This window comes from Ructibacterium sp. SJQ-7 (genome assembly GCF_054696575.1).
In genome coordinates this window covers 1498247-1515355 of the sequence record NZ_CP195193.1, presented here as the reverse complement: position 1 = coordinate 1515355, position 17109 = coordinate 1498247, and the positions used below count along the sequence as shown (strand labels likewise).

General features: G+C 38.8%; 14 protein-coding genes. 11 read left to right on the top strand and 3 right to left on the bottom strand.

Annotation, left to right across the window (positions count from 1 at the left end; translation table 11 throughout):
• The first annotated feature begins 34 nt into the window (after positions 1-34).
• The 3 genes from ACSAMO_RS06950 to ACSAMO_RS06940 all read left to right on the top strand — a co-directional run bounded on the left by ACSAMO_RS06950 (position 35) and on the right by ACSAMO_RS06940 (position 4098).
• Positions 35-2176 (top strand): GAP1-N2 domain-containing protein, encoded by a 2142-nt coding sequence (locus tag ACSAMO_RS06950; RefSeq protein WP_499209005.1) that lies wholly within the window; start codon positions 35-37, stop codon positions 2174-2176.
• An 8-nt stretch (positions 2177-2184) separates the two neighbouring features.
• Positions 2185-3027 (top strand): hypothetical protein, encoded by an 843-nt coding sequence (locus ACSAMO_RS06945; RefSeq protein ID WP_499209004.1) that lies wholly within the window; start codon positions 2185-2187, stop codon positions 3025-3027.
• Between the two features lie 81 nt (positions 3028-3108).
• Positions 3109-4098 carry a polysaccharide biosynthesis protein gene (locus ACSAMO_RS06940; RefSeq protein WP_499209003.1) on the top strand — a complete coding sequence of 330 codons (990 nt, stop codon included), beginning with the start codon at positions 3109-3111 and terminating at the stop codon, positions 4096-4098.
• A 147-nt stretch (positions 4099-4245) separates the two neighbouring features.
• Here the strand turns inward: ACSAMO_RS06940 and ACSAMO_RS06935 are convergent, their stop codons facing one another.
• Positions 4246-5472: an IS110 family RNA-guided transposase gene (locus ACSAMO_RS06935; protein WP_412275465.1), complete on the bottom strand. Its 1227-nt coding sequence runs from the start codon at positions 5470-5472 to the stop codon at positions 4246-4248.
• Between the two features lie 350 nt (positions 5473-5822).
• Here ACSAMO_RS06935 and ACSAMO_RS06930 point away from each other — a divergent pair, with 350 nt between their 5' ends.
• The 5 genes from ACSAMO_RS06930 to asnB all read left to right on the top strand — a co-directional run bounded on the left by ACSAMO_RS06930 (position 5823) and on the right by asnB (position 10316).
• Positions 5823-6935, top strand: a complete 1113-nt coding sequence (locus tag ACSAMO_RS06930) for an S-layer homology domain-containing protein (protein ID WP_499209002.1) — start codon at positions 5823-5825, stop codon at positions 6933-6935.
• A 72-nt stretch (positions 6936-7007) separates the two neighbouring features.
• Positions 7008-7463, top strand: a complete 456-nt coding sequence (locus tag ACSAMO_RS06925) for a DUF1294 domain-containing protein (RefSeq protein ID WP_022230913.1) — start codon at positions 7008-7010, stop codon at positions 7461-7463.
• Between the two features lie 69 nt (positions 7464-7532).
• Positions 7533-7910 carry a BMC domain-containing protein gene (locus ACSAMO_RS06920; protein ID WP_022230914.1) on the top strand — a complete coding sequence of 126 codons (378 nt, stop codon included), beginning with the start codon at positions 7533-7535 and terminating at the stop codon, positions 7908-7910.
• Positions 7907-8377, top strand: a complete 471-nt coding sequence (locus ACSAMO_RS06915; protein ID WP_117968603.1) for a EutP/PduV family microcompartment system protein — start codon at positions 7907-7909, stop codon at positions 8375-8377. Before ACSAMO_RS06920 ends, ACSAMO_RS06915 begins: the two co-directional genes overlap by 4 nt.
• An 85-nt stretch (positions 8378-8462) precedes the next feature.
• Positions 8463-10316, top strand: a complete 1854-nt coding sequence (gene asnB / locus ACSAMO_RS06910) for an asparagine synthase (glutamine-hydrolyzing) (RefSeq protein ID WP_499209001.1) — start codon at positions 8463-8465, stop codon at positions 10314-10316.
• 36 nt (positions 10317-10352) lie between these two features.
• Here the strand turns inward: asnB and ACSAMO_RS06905 are convergent, their stop codons facing one another.
• Positions 10353-10991, bottom strand: a complete 639-nt coding sequence (locus ACSAMO_RS06905; RefSeq protein ID WP_022230917.1) for a single-stranded DNA-binding protein — start codon at positions 10989-10991, stop codon at positions 10353-10355.
• A gap of 211 nt (positions 10992-11202) precedes the next feature.
• Between ACSAMO_RS06905 and ACSAMO_RS06900 the strand changes: the two genes are divergently transcribed.
• The 3 genes from ACSAMO_RS06900 (at position 11203) to ACSAMO_RS06890 (ending at position 15623) form a co-directional block, all read left to right on the top strand.
• Entirely contained in the window at positions 11203-11388 is a 186-nt protein-coding gene (locus ACSAMO_RS06900) for a hypothetical protein (protein ID WP_117968601.1), read from the top strand.
• 21 nt (positions 11389-11409) lie between these two features.
• The gene (locus ACSAMO_RS06895; RefSeq protein ID WP_499209000.1) at positions 11410-14052 is read left to right on the top strand and encodes a valine--tRNA ligase; all 2643 of its coding nucleotides are present in this window, start codon (positions 11410-11412) and stop codon (positions 14050-14052) included.
• 150 nt (positions 14053-14202) lie between these two features.
• Positions 14203-15623 (top strand): IS3 family transposase gene (locus tag ACSAMO_RS06890; protein WP_303693311.1). Its coding sequence is split into 2 segments (ribosomal slippage): positions 14203-14725 and positions 14725-15623, totalling 1422 coding nucleotides; the frame shifts between segments, so codons are not numbered across the junction.
• Positions 15624-15741: 118 nt separating this feature from the next.
• On the opposite strand, the gene ACSAMO_RS06885 is transcribed toward ACSAMO_RS06890, so the two are convergent.
• Complete coding sequence (locus tag ACSAMO_RS06885; RefSeq protein ID WP_337599154.1) at positions 15742-16965, bottom strand: 6-phosphofructokinase; 1224 nt, start codon at positions 16963-16965, stop codon at positions 15742-15744.
• Between the last annotated feature and the right edge of the window lie 144 nt (positions 16966-17109).

Sequence of the window (17109 nt, the reverse complement as noted above, 5' to 3'; positions counted from 1 at the left end):
TGCTATATGGCATAGAAAGGAATGGTCAGATAAAATGAAGGTATATCAGTTAATCTATACCTCTGTACAGCATAGCCTGTCCGATCCCGAACTTGGACTTGTCAATCAGTCGGGGCTGAGAGTGTTTTCATGCACACAGGGACTTACAAAGCAAAATATTGATGAAACAATAAGATTTGCTACTTACAGACTTCCGAAAAACAATGAAATTAAATATACACAGACACCTTGCGATCCGACAGTGCCTGAACTGTTTCCGAAAATTTTCAGAACGTTCAGACTTTCGGACGGAAGATATGTTGCAATGCAGATTTCTTATGCCGGTTATGATTTTGACGGTCAACCGGGCAATGTGTTTGCTCATGCATTTATATTTGATGATGTTGACGAAAACTTTTTGCCGGAAAGATATATCGGACATAAGCGTTACAGAACGCATCTTACCGAAAAGGATTTGAACGGTCAGATTGTTCATTATTTGAAACCGCTTGATAATATCGCACCGTCTGAAGGTGTCGAAAATAAGGTTATCAACTTTATCGGCGAACATAAGTATGAATTGACTTATATTTTAGACAGAGCGACAAGACTTCTGACTTCAGATGATATTAAAAATATATGTATCGCGGCAAATGACGCGGAAACAGTGCAAATGTATTTGCTTGCATTAAAGTGGATTTTACCAATCAGTCTTTCCGAAAACACAGGTATTTCAACGTATAATGTGTACTTACCGTCGGATAAACAAAAACAGATTGTGTTCCACGGAACTATAAAACAGCATAATAACATAACAGGTCAAGCCATTGAGGCGAGAAAAAATTGTATCTATATTGATATAGAAAATACAAAATTTCCGCATAGTGCAAAGTCAATGCTGTTGGGATTTGACATTGATAAACTTCGTGAAATATACAGAAAGTATCATTTCACGTCAATGACACAACTGCTTGACTGGCAGGCAACTTGGGAAAATACAACCAAAACAGGTATAGGCGGAAAACTTATTAAGCTAAAAAAATCGGCAGGCGACAATGCTTTCAAAACACGTGTGCTTGAACTTTATCCGGCTATAAACGACCTTAATATGAAAAACGTAAAATTTGAACTTTCAAAGATTATGTTTGACAATATTGAATTGTTCCCAAACGAAAAAGAACGCGTGACGGAAATTTATATGGGTCAATGTATCGAAAAACTTTGCAAAGGCGAGAATGTTGAATTTGTAAATCCTTTGGGCAATGGCGAAAACGCAAAAGAACAGGCAAATGCGATAAGAGCAAAGCTTTCGATTTATATGAATTTTGTTCGTGAAAATATAGACGATATTTCAGATAAGAATAAAACCGAACTGCTTGGACTGTTCGGAAGTATAAAGCATATGGCAGAGGTTGATACCTGGAAATCGTTGTTTACAAATAAAGAAGATTTAAAATTATTCGTGCTTTTGGCATCGCAGATTGTCATAACAGGTACGGGACTTAACGCCTTTACGCAGGTAAATGGTTGGGAAAAGTCCGATTTGGCAGAATTGGTTGCATATTTTGAATCTTCGACAAAAGATCCGTTCTTGAAGAAAAGCTGTATAAAGTATATCTACAACAGTAACTTGGATTGGTCTAAGTACGGTATTTCAAAAACACTTCATGCGAAAACAAAAGGCGAAAGAGAACAGGATTTGCAGAAAATCAGACGTATGCTTTCAAAGGTCGGATATATACCGTATCAGCGTGCGACATATACGAGCTTGAAACCTGAAGTTACGGACGATATAAGAAATAATAATTCACCGCTTTTGATTTCAAGACTGCTTTATGCGGTTTATCGTTGGCAGGGAACTTACGGCAATCAGATGAAAGCCGAAAAGTGTGCAAACAGAGTCAGAAAACTGCTTTTGGAAATGAGAAAAACGCAGACTTCGTGCTTTAATTTTATGATTCCTAAATTGGCACTTGAAATAATCGAGTCACCGGGACATTATCACGAAGTTATGATTAATACGGAAACAATGCCTCCGAGCTTTTGGAATTGGTTCTTAATCGGCTATAACAAGAGCAAGGAAGATGAGGATAAAATGCTTGCGTATACGAGAGTATACAGTGCAAGTAAAGCGAAAATGTCGAGAATTCCGGCAAAGAAAAAAATGCGTGAAACTTTTAAAGACGTAGTTGAATAGGAGAGATTATGATGAATATAAAAAAGAAAATTATGGTAATATTTGCAACCGGTATTATGGCATTTTCAGCATCACCATTCGTATTGGCGGCAACTCCGGCACCTGCAAACAACACTCAACAGGCAGAACAAGTTGACACAACCCAGCAAGATACGGCTAATCAAAATAACACAGCCAATCAAAATACACAGGCACAAATTCCGGCAGCCGGAAATGCACAGACTCAAACGGACACTTCAACACAAGTTTCAAATAAGAAATACTTGTCAAAGGGATGGGCTGTATTTTGGTTTATATTCACTATTATAATCAATGCAATTATCAGCTTTTGGATTGGAAACAGATTTTACAAAATTTCAAAGAAAGATAATCACCTTTCATTTGAAATCAGAGCATTGAGAAAAGATATTGAAGAAAAATTTGTAAACAACGTAGGCGGTTTTTCAGAACAAGAAGTTGATATTAAGAATTTAAACGAAAGTCTTGCGCTTGATGATGAAGGATTAAAGCCGACTGCAAAACAGCCTGTACTTAATGAAGTCAGTGCGGAAGAAGAAGCACGTTTCAGAAGATGGGAAGAGGCACAGTCTAAACCGAGAAATGAAAGAGTAAAGCCTAAATCAGTATTAAAAGAAGAATTTGACGAAGAACTTGATGACGTTAAGAAAATAAAGAGAAAGAATTATCAGCCTAAACGTAATCCGAGCGAAGATTTCGAGGACGAGAAAGAAAACGAAAAGTCTGAAAAAGTCGATATGGACGCTACAAGGGAAATCAAGCTAAAGGGCGAGGGTGTAAAATCAAAAGCCAAAGAACTTTTAGGTGATATATTCCCGTTTAAAGAGGACTAAAATAAAGTAGGCAAGCCGTGGCTTGTTTATTGTCAAAAAGACTGTCGTAGGACAGTCTTTTTTGAAAAGAAAGGTACTGTTATGGATTTAAAAGATGTTCAGCCATATATCGAGGACAAAGTCTGTATGGTTACTGGCGGCGGAGGTTCAATCGGCAGTGAAATAGTGCGTTCACTGTCAAAACTCAATGCGGAAAAAATCGTAATTGTCGATATATACGAAAACGGTGCGTACAGTGTAAAATGTGAAGTCGGCGACAAGGTGGCGGTTGAAATTGCGTCTGTTCGCGATTATGAGAAAATGGACTGCATTATGAATAAATATCGTCCCGATATTGTATTTCACGCGGCGGCACATAAGCACGTTCCTTTTATGGAGCTTAGTCCCGAGGAGGCTGTTAAAAACAATGTAAAGGGTACAGAAACGGTTGCCAATTTAGCCGAAAAATATAACGCGGACAATTTTGTACTCATTTCGACTGATAAAGCGGTTGAGCCGATAAGCGTGATGGGTGCAAGTAAGCGTTGTTGTGAAATGTATGTGTATGAAAAGTCGCTGAAATCAAAACACACTAAGTTTTCGGCGGTGCGTTTCGGAAATGTTTTAAATTCCAACGGTTCTGTTATTCCGTTGTTTAAAAAACAAATCGAAAATGGAGTTGTGACGGTGACGGATAAAGACGTTACGCGATTTTTTATGACTATACCGCAGGCGGTTGAGCTTGTTCTTATGTCAATGACGATTGCGAATGGCGGCGAAATTTTTGTACTTGATATGGGCGGAGCGGTGAGAATACTTGACGTTGCGGAAAAAGTTATAAAAGACGGTGGAAAAGTGCCGTACAAAGATGTAAAAATTGAGTTTACAGATCTGAGAAAAGGGGATAAACTTCACGAAAAACTGTTTTTTGACTTTGAACAACCGCAAAAAACACGCTATAAAAAAATATTGCGTGTAAACGGCAGCAGTATAGAAAATTTTGCGGAAATGCTTGATAAGCTGTACGAAAAAGCCTATAAAAACGACAGTGACGGAGTTCATGAAATTATAATGAAAATGACAAACAGTTAAGTCCAGCGGTGAAATGTCAAGAGGAAAATAAGTGAAAAAGCAAATATTTTTCACCAAATTCCGAAAGGTACAAAACACCTGCCTAAGCCCTGTCTATCAAATTTTTAAAAATGAGCAGGGCGACCTGATTTCAGCAGAAAAGCTTTGCTATTCTGCCGAGGTATATAAACGATTGTCTTTCAGCAGTCGAAAGACTAACCGCACAAATTTACGAGCAGTTAATGCGAGTGCACGTTTGTGTTGATATCTGTTTACCTCTTTGTATTTGAGATGATAGAAGTCGCTGTATTCCTTGTCGCATCTTACAAGAGAAAATGCGGCTTCACACAGATAATACTTTAAAAATCGATTACCGGAGTTAATAAGCCTTGTTGTTTGAGCTTCGAAATCTCCGGATTGATGTTGTTTCCATGCAAGACCTGCGTATTTTGCAAGCTGAGCTTGATTGTGGAAACGGTTGATATCTCCGATTTCTGCCATGATTCCGGCAGAAAAAACCGGTCCGATACCCGGAATAGATATCAATACATTAGGAAGGAGTTCCATTTGAGTAGCGATAGCTTTATCAAACTCCTTAATTTGAGCTTCCAATGCCTTTATGGAGGTTATGGATATAGAAAGCACCTGATTAACAGAATCATTTACCGTCTTTGGTAAACGGTAAGAACTTCGGGCTGCTTTCTGAATGGCTTTGGCTACTGCATTGGGATTTGGAAAACGGTTTTTCCCCTTTTCCATAATAAAAGCAGTAAGCTCATGTAAGTCCATATCTGCCAATGCTTCTGCGGATTCAAACTCATCGTAGACTGCAAGAGCGGTAGTGCTGAAGGTATCGCTAAATACCTTCTCCTGTGTCATAGTAGAATACTTCTTAAAGAGTATGTTCATAAAACGTTGCTTTTCTTTGATGAGGTTGGAAACAGCGAAATAACGTGCTCGTGTAAGGTTCTGAAGTGCTTTGTAACGATAGTCACCGATGTATACCTCTTTGTTGATTCTACCGAAACGCAGGCAATCAGCAATAACAAAAGAATCAATGAGATCATTCTTAGGCAAGTCATTGTAAGCCTCTTTGAATTTACTGACTTGCTTAGGATTGAGGACATGAATCTTTGAATTAAAACGAGCTAATGCAGCATCTTCCCTTAGAAAATAAACAAGGTTATCACCATACACAGAGGTTGCTTCAAGACCTATTAAAACAGTATCTAAGGAGCAAGATGTCATAGCAGAAAGAATTCTTTTTACCAACTGTGAAGAACCGGTATGTGAGTTGGCAACAGAAAAGTTACAATGTTTACTTCCGTCAGGAAGCATGAAATAAACGACATTGGATTTGCTGCTTACATCAATACCGACGTAAAGTGGGTTCATAAAAATCACCTTCTTTCGTTAAAATTTTAAGTGTTCAATCGGTTTGGTAAAACCCATGATTATGGAGCATCAACACCCTCGCATATAAGAATCTAACTTAAGAAGGACAGATGCGAAACCACACTGCTAAATGGTTGTCCCGAAGCTTAAGAAAACAGCCAGCCGGTTTGAAGTTAACTTCCATATCAGGGGAACAGACTTATTATGAAGCAACCGCAATGGTTCAACAGGGGGACAAAGAACTATTACCTGATTGACACCAAGTCAATTATATCATAGGTTTACCAAACCGATTGATATTTTGAATATAAAAATATATCTATAAAGATATTATACGAGGGGGAAGAGTTATGAAAAAATTGCTTTGTATTATAGGTATCATATTTGCGACAATGATGTCAACAACGGCATTTGCCGAAATGTTTTCTTTTCAGAGCGTTTTGGGAGTGAATGATATATCCGATATTCAAAGCGCGGTTATAGTGGGAGATAACGGAAAATGTGCGGATATTGAACAGGAAGATTTACAACAGTGGCTTAATGTGTATTGGAATTTTCAGGGCTATGAGCCTGTGATTTTACCGCAGTCGAATAACGGCTATTATTATATTAAGCTATGGAACAAGGATAAAACAAAATCTTATGTTGTGAATGCAAATTCGGGTATATTAGTAGGAAGATACGGTGAACCGAGCAAATCTCACGGAGAGGTTAAGGAAAATTATTTGTGGTATTTTCCGTATATAGGAAATGCAAGAAATGCGTTATATACGGAAAATTCAATATTGCAAACCAAATATTTATATGAAGGATATAACTTGCGTGATGTTACATCTGATGATGTGGCGGTTGTGCCTGAAGACAATATATTTTCATCAGACGGTGCGAGCGATTGGGCGAAAGAAGAAATGCAAAAGGCAGCGGCTTGTAATTTACTGCCGATAGATTTTACAAATGAATATACAAGAAGTATAACAAGAAAAGAATTTTGTGATTTGATTTATCGTCTTACCGCAACGGAATTTAATCCGATTGCCGACTCAAGAAAAGGTCAACAGGACGCAATAAAGCAGGTTATTGCAGAAAGACAGCTTGAAGATAAAATCAGCGAAGTTTCATATTCCGATTGTGATGATGAAAAAATTAAATTTTTGTCGGGTGCAGGGATAATTTACGGTATGGACGACGGAACTTTTGCACCCGATGATAATATTACCCGTGAACAGGCGGCGGCTATTCTTTACAGAACGGCTGGATTTTTGGGAAACAAGACGATTGTCGAGCCGAATGGTACGACATTTGATGATGTAAAATTAATTTCTGATTGGGCGAGAGAATCTGTTTCGACTATGAATTCAATGAAGATTATGGAAGGAGTTTCTGATACTGAATTTGCTCCGAAAGGCAACTACACCGTTGAACAGGCTATTGCAACAATGGTAAGACTTTATAATTGTTATTAAAAACGGTGTTGCAAAAATGAAAGAATTGTTGTAAAATACATTAATAACTATGTAATTTGGGAGAGGGTTTAATTGGATATACATGAGGCATTGCAAACCGCCGGACAGTATATTTATATAGGTTTTCGTGCATTGCTTGAGGGGCTGCAAAAGCTGTTCGGAATGTTGGCAGATTGGTTTCAAAGTCTGCCATGGCCGAATGCGATAAAGCTTTTCAGCAATGATACGGCTAATAAATATTTGTTTTTTGGTATTGCAATATACTTGCTTTTGATGAATATATGGGCATTCGCACTGTTCGGTGCGGATAAATCAAATGCAAAGAGAAAACAGAGAAGAATAAAAGAAAGTAAATTGATGAAAGTATGCTTTTTCGGCGGTGCGACAGGCGGTATTATCGGTATGAATGTGTTCCGTCACAAGACGCTGAAAAAGAAATTTTCGGTCGGTATACCGATTTTGTTCGTATTACAGCTTATTTTAAACAGTTTCATACTCGGATTTTTGGGATTTTGGACGTTTTTCTAAAAGGACTGGAATTTTCAAAGAAAGTGTGATATAATAAAATAAGAATTTGTCGGAAAGGAAGATACGGCAGTGGAATTGAAAGATATTTTATCGACAGACGATAAATTGAGAATTATACAGGAACTTGTACCGGGTAAACAAATTACCCTTGCACACGTTATTGCAAGTCCTGACCCTATTTTATATACGAAGCTTGGACTTAATCCCGAAATTGACTTCGGAAGAAGTGCAATCGGAATACTTACAATGAGTCCTGCGGAGACAGCGATTATAGCGGCGGACTTGGCGACAAAAACATCAAATGTTGATTTAAGCTTTGTTGACCGTTTCAGCGGTACGCTTATAATTACGGGTATGGTTGCGGACGTTGAAACGTCACTTCGTGCAATTATGGACTATGCCGAAAGAACTCTTAAATTTACTGTTTGCGAGATAACAAAAACATGAAGAAGATAATACTTATCGGTAGAAGTGAGTGCGGTAAAACCACGCTTACACAGGCACTTAAAGGTGAAAAAATACATTATCATAAGACGCAGTATGTCAACAGATTTGATGTTATAATCGATACGCCTGGTGAGTACATACAAACCAAAAACTTGGGAAATGCGATTGCAATGTATACTTTTGAAGCGGACGTTGTGGGACTTTTGATGAGTTCAAGAGAGCCGTACTCATTGTATCCGCCATGCGTAACACCGCTTTGTAACAGACCTGTTATCGGAATAGTTACACAGATAAACAGTGACGGTGCTGATCCCGACAGAGCGGAAAGCTGGTTAAGACTTGCCGGTTGTGAAACGATTTTCAGAGTTGATTCAAAAACGGGCGAGGGCGTTTGGAAAATAATTGATTATTTGCGTGAGGACGGCGATGTATTGCCGTGGGACGAAGAAGAAAAAACAAGCAGATAGACGAAAATGTCTATCTGTTTTTTCTTGCACAAAATTTTGCAATTTGCATATGATATAGCATAATATCGAATGGGAGGCAGAGGATATGTGCGGAATATGCGGATTTATAAATTTTAAGACAAACCTTGTCAAGAACGAACGAGAAAATCTTGCTGTTGCTCACCGTATGGCAGAAAAACTGCGTCACAGAGGTCCGGACTCTTGGGGAGAATGGGTTGGCGAACACGCAGTGTTTGCTCATAGCCGTTTGGCGGTTATAGACGTTGAAAACGGACTTCAGCCGATGAAACGTACAGTCGAGGGACACGAATTTGTGATTACATATAACGGTGAACTTTATAACACGAACGACATAAGAAACGATTTGAAATCTCACGGATACGAATTTACCACTGCATCGGATACGGAGGTGCTATTGTATGCCTACATACATTACGGCGAAAAATGTGCCGAAATGCTGAACGGCATATATGCGTTTGTTATCTGGGATTCTATGCGACAAAGAATTTTTGCTTGTCGTGACAGATTCGGCGTAAAACCGTTTTTCTATACACAGAAAAATGATGTGACGGTGTTTGCGTCCGAACTGAAATCACTGTTTGAATATCCGGACGTATCGGCAGTGCTTGATAAAACGGGACTTTGTGAACTGTTTGCGCTAAGTCCCGCAAGAACACAGGGTGTCGGTGTGTTCAAAGATGTAAGAGAACTTCGACCGGCAAGATATATGATAATCAACCGTCACGGAATGACAATAAAGAAATATTGGTCGCTTGTGAGCGGTGAGCATAAAGACAGTTACGAGGAAACGATAGAAAAGGTGCGTTCGCTTGTGTATGATTCGGTGAAAAGACAGCTTATTTCAGATGTGCCTATTGCAACATTTCTGTCGGGCGGACTTGATTCGAGTATTATAACCGCAATCGGTGCTATGGAAATGAAGAAAAAAGGCGAAAGACTTTCAACGTATTCGTTTGATTACGAGGATAATAATAAGTATTTCAAAGCGTCGCATTTTCAGCCGGACAGTGATACGAAGTGGGTGCTGAGAATGGTGGAGGCATTTAATACAAACCATACATATCTTGTTTGCCCGAATAACGTGCTTACGGAGCTTTTGGAGGAGGCACTTTTGGCGAAGGATTTGCCGGGTATGGCAGACGTAGACGCGTCACTGCTGTATTTCTGTCGTGAGGTGAAGAAAAATCATACAGTTGTGCTTTCCGGCGAATGTTCGGACGAAATATTCGGCGGTTATCCATGGTTTAGGGAGAAGAAAGCGTTTGAAACACACGGTTTCCCATGGTGCTATGATTTGTCGATAAGAAATAATATTTTGCTTGACAGTGTTCGTAAAACTTTGGATATAGACAATTATTCGCGTATGCGATATGAAGAAAGTATTGCGGAAGTGCCGACTTTTGACGGAGATAATGATGAGGAAAAACGCAGACGTGAAATTTCGTATCTGAATATAAATTGGTTTATGACGAATTTGCTTGACAGAAAGGACAGAATGAGTATGGCAAGCGGACTGGAAGTGCGTGTGCCGTTCTGCGACCACAGACTTGTCGAGTACGTTTGGAATATACCTTGGGAAATGAAAAATCGTGACAATGTTTCTAAAAATGTATTGCGTGAAGCGGCAAAGGGAATCTTGCCTGAAGATGTACGTCTAAGACGTAAAAGTCCGTATCCGAAAACGCATAATCCGCATTATGAGGAGGCGGTTAAGACGTTGCTTGACGGTATTATATCCGATCCGAACGCACCTATTTTGGCGCTTTGCGATAAAACAAAATTAACGTCACTTTTGGACGGCGGTTCGTCGGATTACGGTAAGCCGTTTTTCGGTCAGCTTATGGCAGGACCGCAGTTTATAGGATATATTGTGCAGATGAATTATTTGCTTAGAGATTATAAAGTGAGAATACTGTAAAAACAAAGAGCAGACTGTTTTGTCTGCTCTTTGTTTTTATTCCTCTTTTTCTTCTTTTTCAACAAGCTCCATACGATTGATAGATACCTCGTATGCGGTTTTGGTGATTGTTTCTTCTTCGCTGATACGTTTTTGATATGTTCGTGACTGAATACGTCCCCATATTTTTACATTATCGCCGACGTGAAGATTTTTTGCAAAGCGAGCATTGCGTCCCCATGCAATAATCGGTATGTAGTCGGATTTGTTGTAACTTCTGTTTACCGCAAGCAGAATATCCGTAATTTCACGACCGAACGGAGTTGTGCGGTAAACGGGTTCTTTACAGATAAATCCGTTTAGGAAAAGTGTGTTTGGATTTTTGCTTTCTTCTTCGTCAAAGTGGCAGATGTCTTTTGCAAACACCGTAAGAACAAGACGATTGTCACCGTTTTCGTAACTGTTATAGGAACGGAATTGACCTGTCACCTCAATCATATCGCCGATACAGTATTCACCGTCCATTATAAGTCTTTCAGATACCATAACTCTGACATTATCAGATGCACCGCTTAAACGAGGTACTTTAACGGTAAATGTATAGAATTTTTCGGCGTAAATTTCGTGGTTGAATACAAATTCGTCCTCAATAGTTCCTATGATTATTGCCTGATTGTTTGATAAGTTGTTATCCATGTGTAGAAAACCTCCTCTGCTGTAATTAAATGCTCTTTATCATCAAGTTATATTTATTCGGATATGTCCGCTTTTATGCTTATTAATTTATTATGCTACATATTTTCTTATATTATACAAGTTTGACCTTGACAAAAATACATTAAAATGCGATAATAATTAAATGGAGTATTTTTTCTTCTGAGTATAAATTGAAAGGGTGTGAGTATTTTTGATTATTAAAATAACGGCTTTTATTATCGGTCTTATAGCGATAGTTCTTACTTTCAAAGCTGAACTGATACTTGAAAAAGTTTTCAAAAAAGAGCCGACCCAAGGGTTGGTCCTGCGAGTCAAATACATTGCACTTGCTTTAGCGGTAATTGCCTTTATGGCGGTATTTATATTAGGAAGATAAAATTAAAAGGAGTTAGTATAAATGGAAGATGCAAAGAATATAGCAAAAAATTATAATCCGGCTGAATTTGAGGATAAGCTGTATAATGAGTGGGTAGAAAAGGGATATTTCCACGCAGAAGTGGATAAAAACAAGAAACCTTTTACAATCGTTATCCCACCTCCAAATGTAACAGGTCAACTTCATATGGGACACGCACTTGACGAAACACTTCAGGATATTCTTATCAGATACAAGAGAATGCAAGGTTACAGTGCGTTATGGATTCCGGGTACAGACCACGCCGGTATAGCAACACAAATTAAGGTTGAAGAAAATCTTCGCGTAAACGAAGGACTTACCCGTTACGATTTGGGACGTGAAAAGTTCCTTGAAAGAGTATGGGATTGGAAAAAGCAGTACGGCGGAAGAATTATAAATCAGTTGAAGAAAATCGGTTCTTCATGTGACTGGGACAGAGAACGTTTTACTATGGACGAGGGCTGCAGTAAGGCGGTTAAAGAAGTATTCGTAAATCTATATAATAAGGGACTTATTTATCAAGGTTCAAGAATTATAAACTGGTGTCCGCATTGTATAACGGCTCTTTCTGATGCGGAAGTTGAACACGCCGAGCAGGCAGGTCACTTCTGGCACATCAAGTATCCAATAAAGGATAGTGACGATTACGTTATAATCGCAACAACACGTCCGGAAACATTGTTTGGCGATACAGCCGTTGCAGTTAATCCTGAGGATGAAAGATATAAGGATTTAGTAGGTAAAATGCTTGTTCTTCCGCTTGTCGGACGTGAAATTCCTGTTATTGCGGACGAATATGTTGATAAAGAATTTGGTACAGGTTGTGTTAAAATCACTCCTGCACACGACCCTAACGACTTTGAAGTCGGTCAACGTCACAACCTTGCACAAATTAAGGTTATGAATGATGACGCAACGATGAATTCATATGCCGGCAAGTATGAGGGTATGGACAGATATGAGTGTCGTAAGGCAATGATTAAGGACCTTGAGGACGAAGGACTTCTTGTAAAGGTTGAGGATCACAGCCATAACGTAGGTCAGTGTTACCGTTGCGGTACAACTGTTGAGCCTATCGTTTCAAAGCAGTGGTTTGTAAAAATGAAGCCTCTTGCACAGCCTGCTATTGACGCAGTTAAGAACGGCGATACACAGTTTGTTCCCGAACATTTTGAAAAGGTGTATTTCCACTGGCTTGAAAATATTCGTGATTGGTGTATTTCACGTCAGCTTTGGTGGGGACACAGAATACCTGCTTTCTATTGTGACGATTGCGGCGAAATTGTTGTTACAAAAGAGGACAGTGCAGTTTGCCCTAAGTGCGGCCAGAAAATGCGTCAAGACCCCGATACTCTTGATACTTGGTTCTCATCGGCATTGTGGCCGTTCTCGACACTTGGCTGGCCTGATAAGACAGAAGAACTTGATTACTTCTATCCGACAAGCGTGCTTGTAACGGGTTACGATATAATTCCGTTCTGGGTAATGAGAATGATGTTCTCGGCACTTGAACACACAGGTGAAGTACCGTTTAAGCATGTGTTCATTCACGGTCTTGTTCGTGACAGCCAGGGCAGAAAAATGAGTAAGTCGCTTGGTAACGGTATCGATCCGCTTGAAATTGTTGACCAATACGGTGCGGACGCATTGCGTTTCACTCTTGCAACAGGTAATGCACCGGGTAACGATATGCGTTTCTATATTGAACGTGTCGAGGCGAGCCGTAACTTTGCAAATAAGATTTGGAATGCGTCAAGATTTACTCTTATGAACCTTGATGTAACTGAAAATAAATTACCTGATTTGAACGATTTACAGCTTGAGGATAAATGGATACTTTCAAAGTATAATGACGTTGTTAAGTCGGTTACTGAAAATCTTGATAAGTTTGAACTTGGTATCGCACTTTCAAACTTGTACGATTTCATTTGGGAGAACTTCTGTGACTGGTATATCGAGCTTGTAAAGCCGAGATTGTTCGATAAGGAAAATCCGACAGGTAAGACGGCGCAGTATGTATTGACATACGTACTTTCAAATACAATGAAGTTACTTCACCCGTTTATGCCGTTTATTACTGAAGAAATTTGGCAGCATCTACCTCATGAGGGCGAAAGCATTATGATAAGTGAGTGGCCTGAATATGACGAAAAACTTAACTTCCCTAAGGACGTTGAGAGCATGGAACTTATTATGCAGTCAATCAGTGCTATCAGAAACAGAAGAGCTGAAATGAATGTTCCGCCGTCAAAGAAAGCAAAGGTTATTATCGTAACTGATAAAACTGACGTGTTCAAACAGGGTACAGCATTCTTTGAAAAACTTGCGTCTGCAAGCGAGGCTGTTGTTCAGACGGATAAGAGCGGTATCAGCGATAACGCCGTAAACGTGGTTGTTCCGTCAGCGGAAGTATTTTTGCCGCTTGATGAACTTGTTGATAAGACAAAGGAACTTGAAAGACTTAATGCGGAAAAGAAAAAGCTTGAGGGCGAAATTAAACGTGTAGAAGGTAAACTTAATAATGCCGGTTTCGTTTCAAAAGCACCTCAAAAGGTCGTTGACGAAGAAAAAGCTAAGGGCGAAAAGTATAAAGAAATGCTTGAAAAAGTCCTTGAAAATATTAAGTCAATGGAAAATATGTAATTCTAAAAGCAAGCCGATTTTTCGGCTTGCTTTTTGTATGTTTGTGAAATAGCGGGTAAATTGGAGAAAGTGTGAAAAAAGAGCTTATTCATTTGAACCGACCCCCAAAAGTTAGACCAAAAATCTAACTATTGGGAGGTCGGTTTTTTCATGGCAAAATATAGTTTTGAATTTAAAATGGAGGTTGTGCAGGCATATCTAAATGCTGAAGGTGGGTATAGATATTTAGCAAGTAAATATAACATTCCTGCAAAGAGGAGAATTGAAGAATGGGTACACGCATACAGAGAATTTGGTGAAGAAGGGTTAATGCGTTCGAGACAAAATAAGAAATATACTTTTCAATTTAAGCTTTCTATGGTAGAATTGTATCTATCAAGTGAGGTCTCATATCAGGAATTAGCACTATCACAAGGAATTAGTAATCCATCATTGATTGTAAAATGGGTCAATGATTTCAGAATTGCCGGACCTGATGCTTTGAGACCTAAAAAGAAAGGTCGTAAGAAAACATTGGATATAAGAGAATGTAAAAAGCCTTCTAAATATGACGGAGAAAAACCCGTGGATACAAGTGCCGAGCATGTCAAAGAACTTGAAGACGAACTACTTAAACTTAGAATAGAAAATGCATATTTAAAAGAATTGAGGAGACTGCGTTTAGAGGAGGAAACTCTTCTGAAAAAACAGCGAGAATTGTCCACAGTCTCCGAGGACAGTTCAAATTAAAAGACATTCTCGCAGTAGTCGGTTTTCCAAAGGCAACATATATGTATTGGCAAAAACGATTTGACAGAGAAAATCCTGATAAACAGTTGGAGGATGAAATCACTAAAATCCATATAGAAAACAAGGATTACGGTTACAGACGGGTATATAGAGAATTACGAAACAGAAAGATTTTTGTGAATAAAAAGAAAGTTCAAAGAATCATGCAAAAATTATGTTTCCAGGTCACATCATTTACTCGAAAAAGTCGCAGATATAATTCGTACAAAGGCAATGTTGGTAAAATAGCACCAAACAGAATTAACAGGCGATTTAATACATCTGTACCGCATCAAAAGATAACTACTGACACGACCGAATTTAAGTATTATGAGATTGACAACAAAGGCCGAATGGTAATTAAGAAATTGTATTTAGACCCATTTCTTGATATGTTTAATGGTGAAGTGTTAAGCTATGGTATAAGCAAAACTCCATCAGCGGCAAGTGTTTTATCGGCACAGAAACAAGCAATAGAAATAACATCTGATTGCCCATACAGAAGAACATTCCATTCAGACAGAGGTTGGGCATATCAAATGGGTGCATATTCCTCTGTTCTTAAAGAAAACAAAATATTTCAAAGTATGTCTCGGAAAGGAAATTGTTATGATAACTCTGTGATGGAAAATTTCTTTGGAATATTAAAGCAGGAAATGTATTATGGAACTACATATTACAGCTTTGAAGAGCTTAAAGATGCTATTGAAAGATATATAAAATATTACAACGAGAAAAGAATAAAAGAAAAACTTGGGTGGATGAGTCCGGTTGAGTATCGGCTCAACACCTTGGCTGCATAAAAATAGCGTAGCAGTCGTTAAAACTACTACGCTATAAAAAGTCTAACTTTTGGGGGTCACATCAATTTTTGAATAAGCTCTTTAAAATTACATTGTATTTGGCAGTCAACAAGACTTTTTAGTCTATTGTCAAATGACGTGGCAGACCGTCAACCATAAACGGTGTAAGTTCACCGATAATAAGCGGACGTGCGTAGTCTATAAATTCTTGTGAAACATAGGTGCCGTTTTGGGTAATCCATTCCTTAGGCACAGTCTTTTCTACATTTGCAATATCGCCGATGTCGTGAGTTTCGGTAAACACTTTATACGGCTCGTTTGATATACGTTTAAATATAACCATTTTACCTGTTTCGCCTGCAAGCGCTGCCGCAACGGCTGTTGCACCTGCGTCGTATGCCTCTGTTATATCGCGTCTTGAAACGATATGTGACGCACATCTTTGAAGTGTTGAGAACACGATACCTCTTGACTTCATACCGGTATCTTTACCAACCATATCAGAAAGGAAAAGTGCGGTTTCGCCAAGCATTTTGTGACCGAATACGTCAAGTTTCATATCGTCCTTTTGTGTTTCGCATATATATTGACCGTCGGCGTTTCGTATACCTTCCGACAATGCGATAATAGCAGACGACTTATGCTTTTTAACCTCTAAAATATCGCTTACAAATTTATCGTAGCTGAAAGGTGTTTCGGGAAGATAAATAAGGTCGGGACCTGTACAGTCCTCCGTTCTTGCAAGTGCAGACGAGGCTGTAAGCCAACCGGCGTTTCTGCCCATGATTTCAACTATTGTGATTGAGTCGGTCGTGTAAGTGTCGGTGTCAAGGATGATTTCTTTCATTGCGGACGCAACGTATTTTGCCGCACTTCCGTAACCCGGTGTATGGTCGGTTTTGTCAAGGTCGTTGTCGATTGTTTTCGGCACGCCCATAAATGTAATATCGCTGTTTATCTTGTTTGCGTATTCGGCAAGCTTTTTTATCGTATCCATAGAATCGTTGCCGCCGATATAGAAGAAGTGCTTAATATCAAGCTTTTTAAGTATCGCAAAAAGTTTTTCGTATACGGCACTGTCTTTTTCATAATGTGGCAACTTGTAACGGCAAGTGCCGAGAAATGATGAAGGAGTGCGTTTTAAAATTTCAATATCAAGGTCGTTTTTGATACAGTCGTTAAGCTCGACATATCTCTCCTGCAAAAGTCCCTCAAGACCGTTTCGCATACCGTAAATCTTACCGCAGCCGGCACGCTTAGCGCCTTGAAAAACTCCGACAAGACTTGAATTGATTACAGATGTCGGTCCGCCCGATTGTCCTACAATTACATTACCGTTCATAATTATTTAGCCTTTCTGTGAGAAAATATATTTTAAAAATTACGCTAACATTATAACATTTTATCCGAATTTGGGCAATAGTAAAACGATAATATTTGAGATATGATGTTTTTATGTAAAAAGAAAGTTACAATAAACGATAAT

Excerpts from the sequence above, each read along its gene's own strand:
- ACSAMO_RS06940 (WP_499209003.1), top strand. The coding sequence starts at position 3,109 with ATGGATTTAAAAGATGTTCAGCCATATATCGAGGACAAAGTCTGTATG.
- ACSAMO_RS06935 (WP_412275465.1), bottom strand. The coding sequence starts at position 5,472 with ATGAACCCACTTTACGTCGGTATTGATGTAAGCAGCAAATCCAATGTC.
- ACSAMO_RS06945 (WP_499209004.1), top strand. The coding sequence starts at position 2,185 with ATGATGAATATAAAAAAGAAAATTATGGTAATATTTGCAACCGGTATT.
- ACSAMO_RS06905 (WP_022230917.1), bottom strand. The coding sequence starts at position 10,991 with ATGGATAACAACTTATCAAACAATCAGGCAATAATCATAGGAACTATT.
- ACSAMO_RS06915 (WP_117968603.1), top strand. The coding sequence starts at position 7,907 with ATGAAGAAGATAATACTTATCGGTAGAAGTGAGTGCGGTAAAACCACG.
- ACSAMO_RS06930 (WP_499209002.1), top strand. The coding sequence starts at position 5,823 with ATGAAAAAATTGCTTTGTATTATAGGTATCATATTTGCGACAATGATG.
- ACSAMO_RS06950 (WP_499209005.1), top strand. The coding sequence starts at position 35 with ATGAAGGTATATCAGTTAATCTATACCTCTGTACAGCATAGCCTGTCC.
- asnB (WP_499209001.1), top strand. The coding sequence starts at position 8,463 with ATGTGCGGAATATGCGGATTTATAAATTTTAAGACAAACCTTGTCAAG.
- ACSAMO_RS06895 (WP_499209000.1), top strand. The coding sequence starts at position 11,410 with ATGGAAGATGCAAAGAATATAGCAAAAAATTATAATCCGGCTGAATTT.
- ACSAMO_RS06885 (WP_337599154.1), bottom strand. The coding sequence starts at position 16,965 with ATGAACGGTAATGTAATTGTAGGACAATCGGGCGGACCGACATCTGTA.